Annotated in this window: 13 protein-coding genes; 4 read left to right on the forward strand and 9 right to left on the reverse strand. The window is 65.9% G+C overall.

Features of this window, described 5'->3' with window-relative positions; all coding sequences use genetic code 11:
- Position 1: 1 nt before the first annotated feature.
- The 4 genes from ACEVBK_RS11745 to ACEVBK_RS11760 form a co-directional block, all read right to left on the reverse strand.
- Positions 2 to 355: a DUF1428 domain-containing protein gene (locus ACEVBK_RS11745; protein WP_375055130.1), complete on the reverse strand. Its 354-nt coding sequence runs from the start codon at positions 353 to 355 to the stop codon at positions 2 to 4.
- Positions 352 to 729 (reverse strand): YciI family protein, encoded by a 378-nt coding sequence (locus ACEVBK_RS11750; RefSeq protein ID WP_375055131.1) that lies wholly within the window; start codon positions 727 to 729, stop codon positions 352 to 354. The genes ACEVBK_RS11745 and ACEVBK_RS11750 overlap by 4 nt, the downstream gene beginning before the upstream one ends.
- Complete coding sequence (locus ACEVBK_RS11755; RefSeq protein ID WP_375055132.1) at positions 726 to 1,565, reverse strand: YciI family protein; 840 nt, start codon at positions 1,563 to 1,565, stop codon at positions 726 to 728. The genes ACEVBK_RS11750 and ACEVBK_RS11755 overlap by 4 nt, the downstream gene beginning before the upstream one ends.
- 85 nt (positions 1,566 to 1,650) lie before the next feature.
- Positions 1,651 to 2,877 (reverse strand): RNA polymerase sigma factor, encoded by a 1,227-nt coding sequence (locus ACEVBK_RS11760; protein WP_375055133.1) that lies wholly within the window; start codon positions 2,875 to 2,877, stop codon positions 1,651 to 1,653.
- Between the two features lie 163 nt (positions 2,878 to 3,040).
- On the opposite strand from ACEVBK_RS11760, the gene ACEVBK_RS11765 reads away from it, so the two are divergent.
- Positions 3,041 to 4,204 carry a Na/Pi symporter gene (locus ACEVBK_RS11765; RefSeq protein ID WP_375058556.1) on the forward strand — a complete coding sequence of 388 codons (1,164 nt, stop codon included), beginning with the start codon at positions 3,041 to 3,043 and terminating at the stop codon, positions 4,202 to 4,204.
- On the opposite strand, the gene ACEVBK_RS11770 is transcribed toward ACEVBK_RS11765, so the two are convergent.
- The gene (locus tag ACEVBK_RS11770) at positions 4,188 to 5,159 is read right to left on the reverse strand and encodes a bile acid:sodium symporter family protein (RefSeq protein ID WP_375058557.1); all 972 of its coding nucleotides are present in this window, start codon (positions 5,157 to 5,159) and stop codon (positions 4,188 to 4,190) included. The two genes, ACEVBK_RS11765 and ACEVBK_RS11770, sit on opposite strands and share 17 nt — an antisense overlap.
- Before the next feature lie 92 nt (positions 5,160 to 5,251).
- Here ACEVBK_RS11770 and ACEVBK_RS11775 point away from each other — a divergent pair, with 92 nt between their 5' ends.
- On the forward strand, positions 5,252 to 6,046 hold the full coding sequence (locus tag ACEVBK_RS11775) for a helix-turn-helix transcriptional regulator (RefSeq protein ID WP_375055134.1): 795 nt from the start codon (positions 5,252 to 5,254) through the stop codon (positions 6,044 to 6,046).
- Positions 6,047 to 6,149: 103 nt separating this feature from the next.
- The gene (locus tag ACEVBK_RS11780) at positions 6,150 to 6,479 is read left to right on the forward strand and encodes an antibiotic biosynthesis monooxygenase (protein WP_375055135.1); all 330 of its coding nucleotides are present in this window, start codon (positions 6,150 to 6,152) and stop codon (positions 6,477 to 6,479) included.
- Between the two features lie 159 nt (positions 6,480 to 6,638).
- Here ACEVBK_RS11780 and ACEVBK_RS11785 read toward each other — a convergent pair whose 3' ends face one another.
- Positions 6,639 to 7,097, reverse strand: a complete 459-nt coding sequence (locus ACEVBK_RS11785) for an Lrp/AsnC family transcriptional regulator (protein WP_375055136.1) — start codon at positions 7,095 to 7,097, stop codon at positions 6,639 to 6,641.
- 123 nt (positions 7,098 to 7,220) lie between these two features.
- Between ACEVBK_RS11785 and ACEVBK_RS11790 the strand changes: the two genes are divergently transcribed.
- Positions 7,221 to 8,261, forward strand: coding sequence for a PLP-dependent cysteine synthase family protein (locus ACEVBK_RS11790; protein ID WP_375055137.1), 1,041 nt, complete (start codon positions 7,221 to 7,223; stop codon positions 8,259 to 8,261).
- A gap of 181 nt (positions 8,262 to 8,442) precedes the next feature.
- On the opposite strand, the gene ACEVBK_RS11795 is transcribed toward ACEVBK_RS11790, so the two are convergent.
- From ACEVBK_RS11795 to ACEVBK_RS11805, 3 genes are all read right to left on the reverse strand, one after another.
- Entirely contained in the window at positions 8,443 to 11,511 is a 3,069-nt protein-coding gene (locus ACEVBK_RS11795) for an efflux RND transporter permease subunit (protein ID WP_375055138.1), read from the reverse strand.
- Entirely contained in the window at positions 11,508 to 12,608 is a 1,101-nt protein-coding gene (locus ACEVBK_RS11800; protein WP_375055139.1) for an efflux RND transporter periplasmic adaptor subunit, read from the reverse strand. Before ACEVBK_RS11800 ends, ACEVBK_RS11795 begins: the two co-directional genes overlap by 4 nt.
- A gap of 131 nt (positions 12,609 to 12,739) precedes the next feature.
- Positions 12,740 to 13,321, reverse strand: a complete 582-nt coding sequence (locus ACEVBK_RS11805; RefSeq protein ID WP_375055140.1) for a DJ-1/PfpI family protein — start codon at positions 13,319 to 13,321, stop codon at positions 12,740 to 12,742.
- Positions 13,322 to 13,400 lie beyond the last annotated feature (79 nt).

The raw sequence follows: 13,400 nt of genomic DNA on the forward strand, positions 1-13,400 counted from the left end.
GCTATTCGTCCACCACCATGGCGAAGCCGCCGTAGATCAGCCGTTTGCCGTCGAAGGGCATGGGGTTGACCTCGGGCTTGAGCCGCGGATCTTCCATCACCCGGGCCATGCCCTGGTCGCGCACCTCGCGGGAGGGCCAAAGGATCCAGGAGAACACCACTGTCTCGTCCTCCTCGCACTTCACCGCCATGGGGAAGGAGGTCAGCTCGCCCTGGGGGACGTCGTCACCCCAGCATTCCACCACCCGCAGGGCGCCGTGCTCCTTGAACACCTCGGCGGCGGCGCGGGCATGGTGGATATAGATCTCCTTGTTGCGGGTGGGCACGGCGGCCACAAATCCGTCTACGTAATTCATCGTTCGTCTCCTTGTAGGTCCTTGGGCGGCAGCTCTCGCACCGGCCGCAGCTCTATGCTGCCCAGCCGGGCCGGAGGGATGCGGCCGGCCAGTTGCAGCGCCTGGTTAAGATCCCGGGCCTCCAGCAGGTAGAAGCCCGCCAGTTGCTCTTTGGTTTCGGCAAAGGGGCCGTCCGATATCAGCACCTCGCCATCGCGCACCCGCACCGTGGTAGCGCTGACCACCGGCTGCAGGGCCTGTCCGGCCACGAAGTGCCCCTGCTCGCTCAGCCGCTCCACGCAACGGATGCATTCCTGGTTGAGATCGTGCCACTCCTGCTCGGACATGGCGTTGATCCGGCTTTCCTGGTAGTACACCAGCGCCAGGTATTTCATGATGCCCTCCCCTGGCCGCCGGCCTGCTCGCAGCTAACCATCCAGTCGATGCCGAAGCGGTCGGTCGCCATGCCGAAGCGGTGCGCCCAGAAGGTCTCGGCCAAGGGCATCTGTACCCGGCCGCCCTCGGCCAGGGCCTGGAACACCTGCTCGGCCCGGGCCGGATCCGGAAACTCCAGGTGTATCGACACGCCCTGGGGCGGTTGGTAGCAATCGCCGCCGGCGTCGCTCGCCATCAGCAGGCGGCCGCCCAGGTTCAGCCGGGCATGGGCGATAAGTTGCTGGCTGTCGGACGGCATCTCGGCCGCCGCCGGGGTCTCGGCATAGGACAGCATCATCTCCAGTTGCCCGCCCAGCAGCTCGGCATAAAAGGTCATGGCCTCCCGGCACCGGCCGGCGAACATCAGGTAGGTGGCCACGGCGGCCGGCAGTCTGGCCACCCGCTCGCCCATGGCCCTGTGCTTATCGATGGCCGCCCCCGGGGCGAAGTCTTCCAACTGGTAGTAGGGCCGCAGTTCCAGGGTGACATCGCCGTCGAGCCGGGGCCATTGCCGCGCCCAGGCGATGGCCTCCTCTTTGGAGGACACCTCCAGTACCGAAAAGCCCGCCAGCAGTTCCTTGGTCTCGGCGAAGGGGCCGTCCGTCACCGTCGGCTCGCCGTTGTGAAAGCTGATACGGCAGCCTTCACGACTGGGCTTGAGCCCTTCTCCGGACACCAATACCCCGGCCCGAAGCATGCGTTCGTTGTAGTCCGCCATGGCCTGCAGCAGCTCCTCCGAGGGCATGATGCCCTGCTCGGTGGCGGCGTCGGCCTTGCGCATCAAGATGAATTTCATGGTGGTTCTCCCGTGGTGGTTCGTTTGTGGTTATCAGTAAGTCGCGCGAGCCGGAGGCAAATCGACAAGGGTAGGCCACTTTTTTTCAGTTTTTTTCGGATGAGCCGTCCAGCTCCCGTAGCCGCCGGGCCAGAAAGCGGCGCTCCGGCTGCTGGCGGCACAAATCCAGGGCGCGCTCATAGGCGGCCCGGGCGGCACTGTGCTCCCCCGCCCGGCGGTAGAGATCGGCCCGGGCCGCATGGTAGAGGTGGTAGCCCTGAATGGCCTTGTGACCGCCCAGTTCGTCCAGCAACGCCAGCCCCCGGGCCGGGGTGTCGGCCATGGCCATCGCCACCGCCCGGTTCAGGGCCACCACCGGCGAGGGCTGCAGCCGGTACAGCGCCTGGTACAGCTCGGCGATGCGGGTCCAGTCGGTGTCCTGCGGGCGGGAACTGCGGGCATGCTCGGCGGCGATGGCCGCCTGCAGGCCATAGGGCCCTACCGGCTGCCGCCAGGCCAGGGCCAACAGGCCCAGCCCTTCGTCTATCTGGGCCCGGTCCCACAGGGTACGGTCCTGCTCATCCAGGGTAACCAGGTTGCCGTCGGCGTCCTGCCGGGCATGCCTGCGGGAATCGTGCAGCAACATCAGCGACAGCAGGCCAAATACCTCGCCGGCAGGCAGCAGTTGCGCCAGCAGCCGGGCCAGGCGGATGGCCTCGGCCGAGAGGCTGAGATCCAGCATTCGCTCCCCTTGGCTGCTGGAGTAACCCTCGTTGAACATCAGGTACACCACCTTCAGCACCACCGCCAGCCGCTCGGGCAGGGCGGCGGCTTCCGGCACCTCGTAGGGAATGGCCGCTTCGCGAATTTTCTGCTTGGCCCGCACGATGCGCTGGGCCAGGGTGGCCGGCTGCTGCAACAGGGCACTGGCCACCTGTTCGGTGGTCAGGCCGCAGACTTCGCGCAGGGTCAGGGCCAGTTGGGCTTCGATGGCCAGGGCCGTGTGGCAGCAGGTGAAGATGAGCCGCAGCAGATCGTCATCGATGCCGGCCTCCTCGTCCGGTGGCGGCGCCAGGCGCTCTTCGTCGAGCAGTTGTTGCTGCCGTCCCCGGCGCCGCAACTGATCGATGCCCTTGTGACGGCCGGTAGTGATCAGCCAGGCCAGGGGCTGTTCGGGCCGGCCCTGCTGCGGCCATTGCTGCAGGGCGGCGGCAAAGGCCTCCTGCATGGCCTCCTCCGCCAGGTCGAAGTCGCCCAGCAGGCGGATCAGGGTGGCCAACACCCGGCGGGAGTGCTGGCGGTAGAGGTCGTCGAGGTTATGGTTGGCGGGCATGGGCATCTCGCTGGTTAAACACCGGTTCAGTGTAGGCCAGGACGAGTCGGTCGGCCCGCACGAACGGCGCTGCAACACAACGGCCATAAAACTGTCGCATTGTAATAAAACCGTCATATTCACTCGGCATAGTGGCGCCAACTTAAGCCCGAGAGAAAGCATGATGAACCTGGAATCCACCGCCGTTCCCGGAGCCACAGGCAACACCCAAGCCCAGTCGAACTGGTTGTCCTGGCTGCTGGTTGCCTTTCTGATCTACGTGCTGCTGGCCGCCGTGGGCGCCATCGGCGACGGCTTCAAGGCCGCCACCGGCAGCAACGCCCAGGAGCTGTTTGCCTTCGCCTCCAATCCGGTTATCGCCCTGATCATCGGGGTGCTGGCCACGGCGCTGATCCAGAGCTCCAGCACCGTCACCTCCATTATCGTCGGCATGGTCGCCGGCGGCCTGCCCATCGCCATCGCCATTCCCATGGTAATGGGCGCCAATATCGGTACCTCGCTGACCAGTACCCTGGTCAGCCTGGGTCATATCCGCAACGGGGAAGAGTTCAAACGGGCCTTTTCCGCCGCCACCATCCATGACAGCTTCAATATCCTGGCGGTGGCCATACTGCTGCCCCTGGAGCTGCTGTTCCGCCCCCTGGCCACCGCCTCCGCACATTTGGCCGGGCTGCTGGTGAGCGATGCCAGCGTCAGCATGAGCGGCATGAACTTTATGAAGACCCTGCTGGCGCCCGCCGCTGCCCTGCTGCAGGGCAGCGTGGCCTGGATCCCGGGCATCTGGTCGGGCGTGTCGCTGATCCTGGTGGGCATCGGGCTCATCCTGCTGGTGGTGACCCAAATCGGCCGCATACTGCGCACCCTGATGGTGGGCCGGGCCATGCACATACTGCGCAGCGCCGTGGGCCGCGGCCCGGCGTCCGGCATGGCCTCGGGCACCCTGGTCACCGTACTGGTGCAGTCCTCCACCACCACCACTTCGCTGATCGTGCCCCTGGCCGGCAGCGGCGTCTTCTCCCTCAGGCAGGTATACCCCTTTATCCTGGGCAGCAATATCGGCACCACCATCACCGCCCTGCTGGCCGCCACCGCCATTACCGGCGCCTCCGCCATGGTGGCCCTGCAAATCGCGCTGGTGCACCTGCTGTTCAACCTGCTGGCCATCGCCCTTATCTATATGCTGCCTTTCCTGCGCCAACTGCCGGTACGCATGGCCGAGACCCTGGCCCACCAGGCCCAGCACAACAAGGGCTATGTGGTCGCCTATATCGGCGGCGTCTTCTTCGCCCTGCCGCTGGCCATGGTGGGCGTCAGCCAGCTGTTTTGATTGCCTCGCCCTGCCGAGCAAGCTGCTGGGCCAGCACGGCGCATACCATCAGCTGGATTTGGTGAAACAGCATCAGCGGCAGCAGCACCGGGCCCAGCATGGAGCCCGCAAACAGCACCTGGGCCATGGGTACGCCCGTGGCCAGGCTCTTCTTGGAACCACAGAAAACGATGGTGATCCTGTCTTCCCGGCTAAACCCCAGCCACCGGCTCAGCCAGGCGGTAAGCAGCAGCACCAGGGCCAGCAGTAAGCCGCACACCCCGACCAGGGCCGCCAGTTGCGCCGGCGACACCGTGCTCCACAACCCTTCCACCACCGACGCACTGAAGGCGGTATAGACCACCAGCAGGATGGAACCCTGATCCACCCGGGACAACACGGCTCTGTGCCGGTCCACCCAGCCACCGATGCGGGGCCTGAGCCAATGGCCCGCCACAAAGGGCAGCAGCAGTTGCAGGCTGATGGCGCCGATGGCTTCCAGGGTGGAGCCGGCCGTATCCGCCTGCACCTGGAGCAACAGCCCCACCAGCGCCGGCGTGAGCAGGATGCCGAACAGGCTGGAGGCCGAGGCGCTGCACACCGCCGCCGGCACATTGCCCCCGGCCAGGGAGGTGAAGGCGATGGCCGACTGCACCGTGCCCGGCAGCACGCAAAGGAACAGCACACCCAGGTAGAGCGACTCGCCCAGCAGCGGCAGCAGCAACGGTTTCAACGCCAGCCCCAGCAGCGGAAACAGCACAAAGGTGCAGCCGAATACCAGCAGGTGCAGCCGCCAGTGGGTGGCACCGTCGATAATGGCCCGGCGCGACAGCTTGGCGCCGTGCATAAAGAACAGCAGGGCGATGGCGGCGGTGGTAAGCCCCTCGAAGAACAGCACCCCCTGGCCCCGGGCCGGCAGCAGGGTGGCAGCGGCCACCACCGCCAGCAACGTCAGGGTGAACTTATCGAACAGCAATCGCAAATGGCCAAGCATGGCAGGATCCGGGTTGAGTAGACGAGAGGGGCACTGTAACCTGAACCACAACCGGAGTTTGTCGGCAAAAACCCATGGAATATCGCCAAACGGACACGTCCTGCCCGCTATTACAGCAACTGGATCGCCTGCCGACCCTGCCCCGCCCGGTGCTGGGCCACGCACAGTCACTGCCCAACCAGGCCATAGACCGCCCCCATCGCCACCCCTGGGTGCAGCTTTCCTATGCGGTTCGGGGCGTGGTAACGGTGGAAACCACCGACGCCCGCTACCTGGCGCCACCCAGCCTGGCGGTGTGGATCCCGCCCGGCCTGGAGCACGGGGTGCGGCTCGGATCCGAGACCCGGATCCGCAGCCTCTATATCGCGGCCGATGCCCTGCCGGAACGGGGCTGCCAGGTGTTGGAAATCAGTCCCCTGTTGCGGGAGCTGATCGTCGCCTTCAGCCACTTTCCGGTGGAATACGAAGAAGCCGGTGCCGAAGGCCGGCTGGTGCGGGTATTGCTCGACCGGCTGGCCTGTGCCCCCAGCCGCGCCCTGATGCTGCCCTGGCCCCGGGACCCGCGGCTGCTGCCCCTGTGCCTGCAACTGGCGGCGCAGCCGGACTGTCCCCTTCCGCTAGGCCATTTCAGCGCGCAACTGGGACTCAGCGACAAGACCCTGAGCCGGGCTTTCAAAGCCGACACCGGCATGAGCTTTCGCCAGTGGCGCCAGCGCTGCCGACTGCTGGCCGCCCTGCCCCTGCTGGAGCGGGGTGAACGCATTACCGACGTGGCCCTGGCCTGCGGCTACGACAGCCTGTCCGCCTTTATCGCCGCCTTCCGGGAACTGCTCGGCCGTACCCCGGGGGACTATATGCAGCAACGCTGACGGCACTCTCCTCCCCGGCAAGAGCCGCCCTTAGCGCCGATAATTAAAGTGTCCGCCCCACGCAGGCGGGCACCACACCGGCTCTTAACGGGAGGAGCACATCATGCATGCGAGCATACGCAGGTACAAAACCCGGCCCGGTGCGGCGGAAGCACTGTTGCAGCAGGTCAACGCGGGCTTTGCCGCCATCATCAGCCAGGCGCCCGGCTTTATCGCCTACTACGCGCTGAATGCCGGCAACAATGTGGTGGTGTCGTTCAGCCTGTTCGACAGCGCCGACACCGCCGCCGCCTCCAACCGGCTGGCCGCCGACTGGGTCAGGGAGAACATCGCCGCCCTGGTGGTGGCCCCGCCCGAGATCAGCGGCGGCCTGGTTACCACCCATATCACCGTCCAGTCCAGGGCTGCGGAGGATGAAAGCCTGAATATCTGAAAGCCGGGCGGATGCCGGCCCTGCCGGCATCCGCCAGTCTGATGACGATGTTTTCTGTCCATTTTCGCCAGATATTCCTCTGCCCATGCTGCTGTTTAATACCGGTCATCTCTGCGCGGGAGTGACCGCAGAGAAATCCGAAGGTCTGCCGGCAGGTTCTTAGCCGCCCAGGGGCAGCGCCGTGCTGTACTTGATCTGCTCCATGGCGAAGCTGGAGGTGATATCCGACAGCCCTTCGGTGCTGGTGATCAGCTTCTTGTAAAAGCGGTCATAGGCCGCGATGTCGGCCACCACCACCCGCAACATATAGTCCCAGTCGCCGGACATGCGGTAGAACTCCACCACCTCCTCGAAGGCGGTTACCGTCTCGGCAAAGCGGGCCAGCCAGTGGCTGTCGTGGCGCTGGGTCTTGATCTGCACAAACACCGAGAGCCCCAGCCCCAGCCGCTCGCCGTCGAGCAGCGCCACCCGGGCACGGATATAACCTTCCTCCTCCAACCGCTTGACCCGCTTCCAGCAGGGCGTGGTGGATAAATTCACCGCCTCGGCCAGCTCCTTCAGCGCCAGGGTGGCGTCCTGCTGCAACAGGGCCAGGATCCGCCTGTCGAAACCATCCACTCTCTTAAACCTCCGCATGGGAGAAAAATTTTCCAAAAAATAGCACTCTCGGCGGAAAGAAGGAAAACTTATTCCTTTAAGACGGGGATATAATTCCCGCCCACTGCCACCAGGAATTCGACCATGAACCATTGGATCCGCACCGCCCTGCGCACCCTCTCCAGCGATCAGCTGCGCACCTCCGACACCCACCTCTACCGGCTGGATATCCCCGGCCTCAGAGGCGTCGACATCTACCTCAAAGACGAAAGCACCCACCCCACCGGCAGCCTCAAGCACCGGCTGGCCCGCTCCCTGTTCCTGCACGCCATCTGCAGCGGCAAGGTGCGCGAAGGCACCCCGGTGGTGGAAGCCTCCTCCGGCAGCACGGCGGTGTCGGAGGCCTACTTCGCCCGGCTGCTGCAACTGCCCTTCACCGCCGTGATGCCGCGCCACACCACCCGCAGCAAAATTGCCCAGGTGGAGCGGCTCGGCGGCCGGTGCCATTTCGTGGCGCACGCGGGCGAGGTCTATGCCGAAGCCGAGCGACTGGCGCGGGAAAGCGGCGGCCACTATATGGATCAGTTCACCTTTGCCGAGCGGGCCACCGACTGGCGCGGCAACAATAACATCGCCGAAAGCATCTTCCGGCAGATGGCGGAAGAGCCCCACCCGGTGCCCAATGCCATCGTGATGAGTGCCGGCACCGGCGGCACTTCCGCTACCCTGGGCCGCTATATCCGCTACCTGGGACTGGATACCCGGCTGGTGGTGGTGGACCCGGAACATTCGGTGTTCTACGACAGCTACCGTACCGGCAACCCCGGCCTCACCAGCCAGGCCGGCGGCCGCATCGAGGGCATAGGCCGGCCGCGGGTGGAAGCCTCCTTCCTGCCCGAGGTGATCGACGAGATGATCAAGGTGCCGGACGCCGCCAGCATCGCCACCATCTACTGGCTGGAACACATCCTGGGCCGCAAGGCCGGCGGCTCCACCGGCACCAACCTGTGGGGCGCGCTGCAACTGGCCCGCCGCATGCAGGAGGCGGGCGAACGGGGTTCCATCGTCACCCTGATGTGCGACGGCGGCGAGCGCTACCTCGACACCTACTACCACCCGGACTGGGTCGCGGAACATATCGGCGATATCGCCCCCTACCGGCAACAGCTGGCGGAGCTGGGTTAGCCAAGTCGCTTCCTGTAGCCGCCGCTTTGGCCGCCGGCCGGATCATGCCGCTCCCTCAGACAGAGCGCCGGTTGCAGATCCGCGCCGGCTAAAGCGGCGCCTACGGCCATGCCCCGACCACGGTGCTGTTCCCCATGCGGGCGGGCTTCCTGCACCATGTTTCGGTCGGCTGAAGTCGACCCTACGAATCAGCCCGACGATGAAACCGCTTCCTGCCCGCCCCCAGCACCAGCATGCAGGGGGTGAGCAACAGGGTCAGCAGGGTGGCGAAACCCAGTCCACCGGCGATGGCGCTGGAGAGCTGGGTCCACCACTGGGTGGACGGCGCGCCTATGCCCAGGCTGGGAGCGAGCAGATCCACGTTTACCCCCAGTACCATGGGCATCAGCCCCAACACAGTGGTAATGGCGGTCAGCAGCACCGGGCGCAGGCGCAGGCAGCCGGTTTCCAGGGCCGCCTCGAAGGGTGGCAGGCCGTCGGCGCGCAGCTGGTTGTAGGTGTCGATCAGTACGATATTGTTGTTCACCACTATGCCGGCCAGGGCGATGATGCCCATGCCCACCATGACGATGCCGAAGGACTGGCCGTTGAGCAAGAGCCCCATCAGCACCCCGGCGGTGGAAAAGACGATGGCCGAGAGCACCAGGGCGGTCTGGTACAGGCTGTTGAACTGGGTGACCAGGATCAGCGTCATCAGGAATATCGCCACCCCAAAGGCGGTGGTGAGGAACTGCGCCGCCTCGCGCTGGTCCGCGTCCTCCCCCGCCACCATCAGGCCGACCCCGGCCGGCAGCTCGATCCCCCGCCCCGCCAGGGCCGCCAATCGTTCATCCAGCCGGTAACCCTCGGCGATGTCCGCCTGGATAGTGATGGTGCGCCGCCCGTCCACCCGGTGCAGGGTGCCGATTTTGGGCGCCGGACTCAGGGTCACGAAGTGGCTGAGCGGCACCTGGCCGCGGCTGGTGTTCAGGGTCAGGCGCGAGAACTGATCGAGGGAACGCCAGCTCTGGGGCAGCCGCACCCGGATGTCCACCTCATCGGTGGCGTCCTCGGGGCGATAGCTGGCGAGCTTGAGGCCGTTGGTGACCAGCTGCACCGCGTTGCCCACGCTCAGCACATCTGCGCCCAGGCGGGCTGCGGCCTCCCGGTCGACCCGAATGCGCCATTCTATGCCCGGCAGGGTGCGGTTGTCCTCGATGTCGGCAAAGCCGCCCAGGGCCTGCATCGCGGCCCGGATCCGGTCCGTGGCCTCGCTTAATGCACCGTCGTCGGTGCCCGACACCCGTAACTCCACCGGCTTGCCCGCTCCCGGCCCCATCTGCTGCTCGCGAAATTCCAGCACCACGCCGGGAATGCCCCGGGTCAGCTCGGTCATGGTCTCCTTGATGGCGTTGGCAGGGCGCCGCCGGTGCCAGTCGGTAAACTGGAACTGCAACACCCCGATCACGTCGGTACCCATCTGGCCGTCGGCCATGGCGAAGCTGCGGGCATAGAGCGCCTTCACCTCGGTCAGCCCCCGTAGCCGCTGCTCCACCTCGCGCAGTATGGCGTCCTTCTCGTACACCGACAGATCGCCCCGGGCGCGCACCTGCAGCTGGGCACTGTCCGGCTCGATAGCGGGGAAGAACTCCACCCCGTGGTTGAAGCGGGCGTAGGCGGCATACATCAGCCCGATGATGACCAGGGTGCCGACCAGTGTCAGCCCGGGCCGGCGCAGCAGCCGGCTCAATACGGCACGGTACAGTTCAAGCCCGGGCACCATCACCGGCCGGCTATAGCGGGGCTTGTGCCGGCTCACGCCGCCCATGGTGGGCAGGAACACCAGCGCCATGGCCAATGAGGCCAGCAGGCAGATGATGACGGTAGCGGGCAGGTACTTCATGAACTCCCCCACCACCCCAGGCCAGAACAGCAGCGGCACGAACACCGCCAGGGTGGTAGCGGTAGAGGCGATCACCGGCCAGCTCATGCGGTGGGCGGCGTTCACCCAGGCGTCCGCCGGGAGCTGGCCATCATGCAGGTTGCGGTCGGCCAGTTCCGACACCACGATGGCGCCGTCCACCAGCATGCCGGCCACCAGGATCAGCGAGAACAGCACTATGATGTTCATGGTGAAGCCGATGGACCAGATCACCAGAATGCCGGCGAGAAAGGCGCCGGGAATGGTCAGCCCCACCATCACCGCCGAGCGCAGGCCCATGGTAGCCAGGATAAGGACGAGCACCAGCACCACGGCGGTGAGCACGTTGTTGAGCAGGTCGGCGAGCATGGTTTCGATCTGGAGCGACTGATCCATGATGTAGTTGACTTCCACCCCTTCCGGCAGCAGCGGGCCAGCCTGCTCCAGTAACCCCTTGACCTGAGCGATGGTGTTGATGATATTGGCCCCGGCGCGCTTGCTCACTTCCAGCACCACACCGGGTTCGCCGTTGATGCGGGCGAAGCCGGTGGGATCCTTGAAGTCGCGGCGAATGCTGGCCACGTCGCCGAAGGTGACTACCCGATCGCCGTCCACCTTTACCGGCAGGCCGAGCACATCGTCCAGATCCTCTATTACCCCCGGCACCTTCACCGCCAGCCGGCCGGCGCCGGTGTCCAGGCTGCCGGCGGCCACCAGCCGGTTATTGCGCGACACCAGGTTGAACAGCTGGGTGTAGTCGATGCCGTAGCTGTCGAGCACCTGGGGATCGACCACGATCTCCAGCACGTCTTCCCGGTCACCGCCGATGTCCACCTCCAGCACCTCGGGAATGCCTTCGATCTCCTCCTTCAGGCGGCGGGCGATGATCACCAGCTCCGCCTCGGACAGGGGCCCCGACAACGCCACCGACAACACCGGGAACAACGCCACGTTGATCTCGTGCACCACCGGCTCATCGGCCTCCTCCGGCAACTTGCTGCGTGCCGAGTCCACCTTTTCACGTACGTCCTGCAGCGCCCGTCTGGGGTCGAAACCGGCGTCAAACTCCAGCATCACCGAGGCGTGGCCCTCGCTGGCGGTGGAGCTCATCTTCTTGATGCCCGCCAGGGTGCGCAGCTCCTGCTCCATGGGCCGCACCAGCAGCCGTTCGGCGTCTTCCGGGCTGATGCCCTCCAGCCCCATGGACACGTACATCATGGGAATGGTCACGTCCGGGTTGGCTTCCTTAGGGATCGCCTGGTAGGCGCCGTAGCCACCGAGCAGCAGGAAGATAAAAGCCATCAGGGTGGCGCGGCTGCGCTCCACCGCCGCCTGTATCATCGCCCTCATTCCGCCTGCTCCCGCTCGGTAACCGTCACCGCCTCCCCTTGCGCCGCAAAACCGGCGCCCCGGGTGATGATGCGTACCCGCTCCGGCAAGCCGCCCACCCAGGCCTGCTCCGGGGTGATGCCGAGCAGGGTCACCGGCATAAAGCGCACCCGGTTTTCTTCATCCACCACCCGGATGCCGGGCCGGCCCTGTTCATCCAGGGCCAGCAGGGCCGGCGACAGCCGGTGGGCAAGCCGCTCCGGCAGCGCTATCCGCAGGCCGGCACTGGCCCCGGCCACCCGCCACTGCATCGGGTTGTCGAGCCGGGCCTCCAGGGCGTAGCTGCGGGTCTGGGAATCTGCACTGCGGGCCACAAAGGTAAGCTCGCCCTCGAGCTCCCGGCCATCCAGCAGCACCGCCGTCACCGGCAGGCCGGGTTGCAGCTCCGCCACCTGCAACTGGGGCACATGGGCACTGAGCTTAAGCGCGGAAACATCCACCAGGGTCAGCAGGGGATCCCCCGCCTGCACGAAGTCGCCCAGTTCCACCGGCAGGGCGTCGATGCTGCCGGCAAAGGGTGCCTTGATACGGGTGTAATCCAGCGCCAGCCGGGCCCCATCCAAGGCGGCCCGGGCGGCGGCGGCGGCGGATCTCAGGCCCAGGTAGTCGGTTTCGGAAATCAGATTGCTGCGGCGCAGGCGCTCGGCGGCGGTGACTTCCGCCTGGCGTAGCGCCAGTTCGGCCTCGGCCCGGGCCAGGTTGGCCCGGCGCTCGTCCTCGCTCAGGGCGAGCAGGCTGTCCTCCTCCGCCACCGCCTGCCCCAATTGAGGCAGCGTGATCACGGTGGCATTGACGCGGGCGCGCAACACCACTTGGCGGCTGGGCAGCAACTGGCCCTGAAGCAGGATACGGGGCTGGTAGGCCTGGGCATGGAACAGGGTCACTTCGACGCTGGGACCCGGTATGGCGGCAGGCGCCTGCGAGTCGGGCGCCTGGGCCTGGGCCCGGAGCAACTCGCCCCGCCACAGCCAGAACAAGGCCAGGGCCAGCAACAGCAGCAGCCAACCCCATTTTTTATGCCGTTCAAACCATTGGCTGACATTGCCTGCCGTCATCATCCCGATTTCCGTGCCGAATAGAGTGGATACTCAGCATAACAACTTCGCCGGAGGGACAACAGCAGGCAAGATTAAAGACGAGAGCGTCGTCCCGGGCGCCAGGGCGCCCGGGACGACGAAAAAGGATGGGATCAGAGGCTGATGCGGGTGCCCAGCAGCTGGAGGAAAGCCGCCAGCCAGGCGGGATGGGCGGGCCAAGCCGGGGCCGTGACCAGGTTGCCGTCTACATGGGCCTGATCCACCGGGATGTCCACCCAGTCGCCGCCGGCCAGGCCGATGTCCGGCCCCACCGCCGGATAGGCGGAGCAGCCCTTGCCCTTGACCACGCCGGCGGCCACCAGCAGCTGGGCGCCGTGGCAGATGGCGGCGATGGGCTTGCCGGCATCCCCGAAGTGACGCACCATCTCCAGCACCCGCGGGTTGAGACGGATGTATTCCGGCGCCCGGCCGCCCGGCACCACCAGGGCGTCGTAGTCCGCCTCGTTGATGTCGGCGAAGCTGGCGTTGAGAGTAAAGTTGTGACCCGGCTTCTCGCTGTAGGTCTGGTCGCCTTCGAAGTCGTGAATGGCGGTACGGATCTGTTCGCCCGCCTGCTTGTCGGGGCAGACCGCGTCCACCCGGTGACCCACCATCAGCAGCGCCTGGAAAGGCACCATCACCTCGTAGTCTTCCACATAGTCGCCCACCAGCATCAGAATGTTCTTCGCGCTCATCGTATTCTCCTTGAAGGATAAAAAAACCTTCTAAAGACTAGCAGAGCCGGCAGGGGATGAGATGAAGAGTGAGTGACAA

The sequence above is a fragment of the Zobellella sp. DQSA1 genome, from assembly GCF_041950555.1.
GTDB lineage: Bacteria > Pseudomonadota > Gammaproteobacteria > Enterobacterales > Aeromonadaceae > Oceanimonas.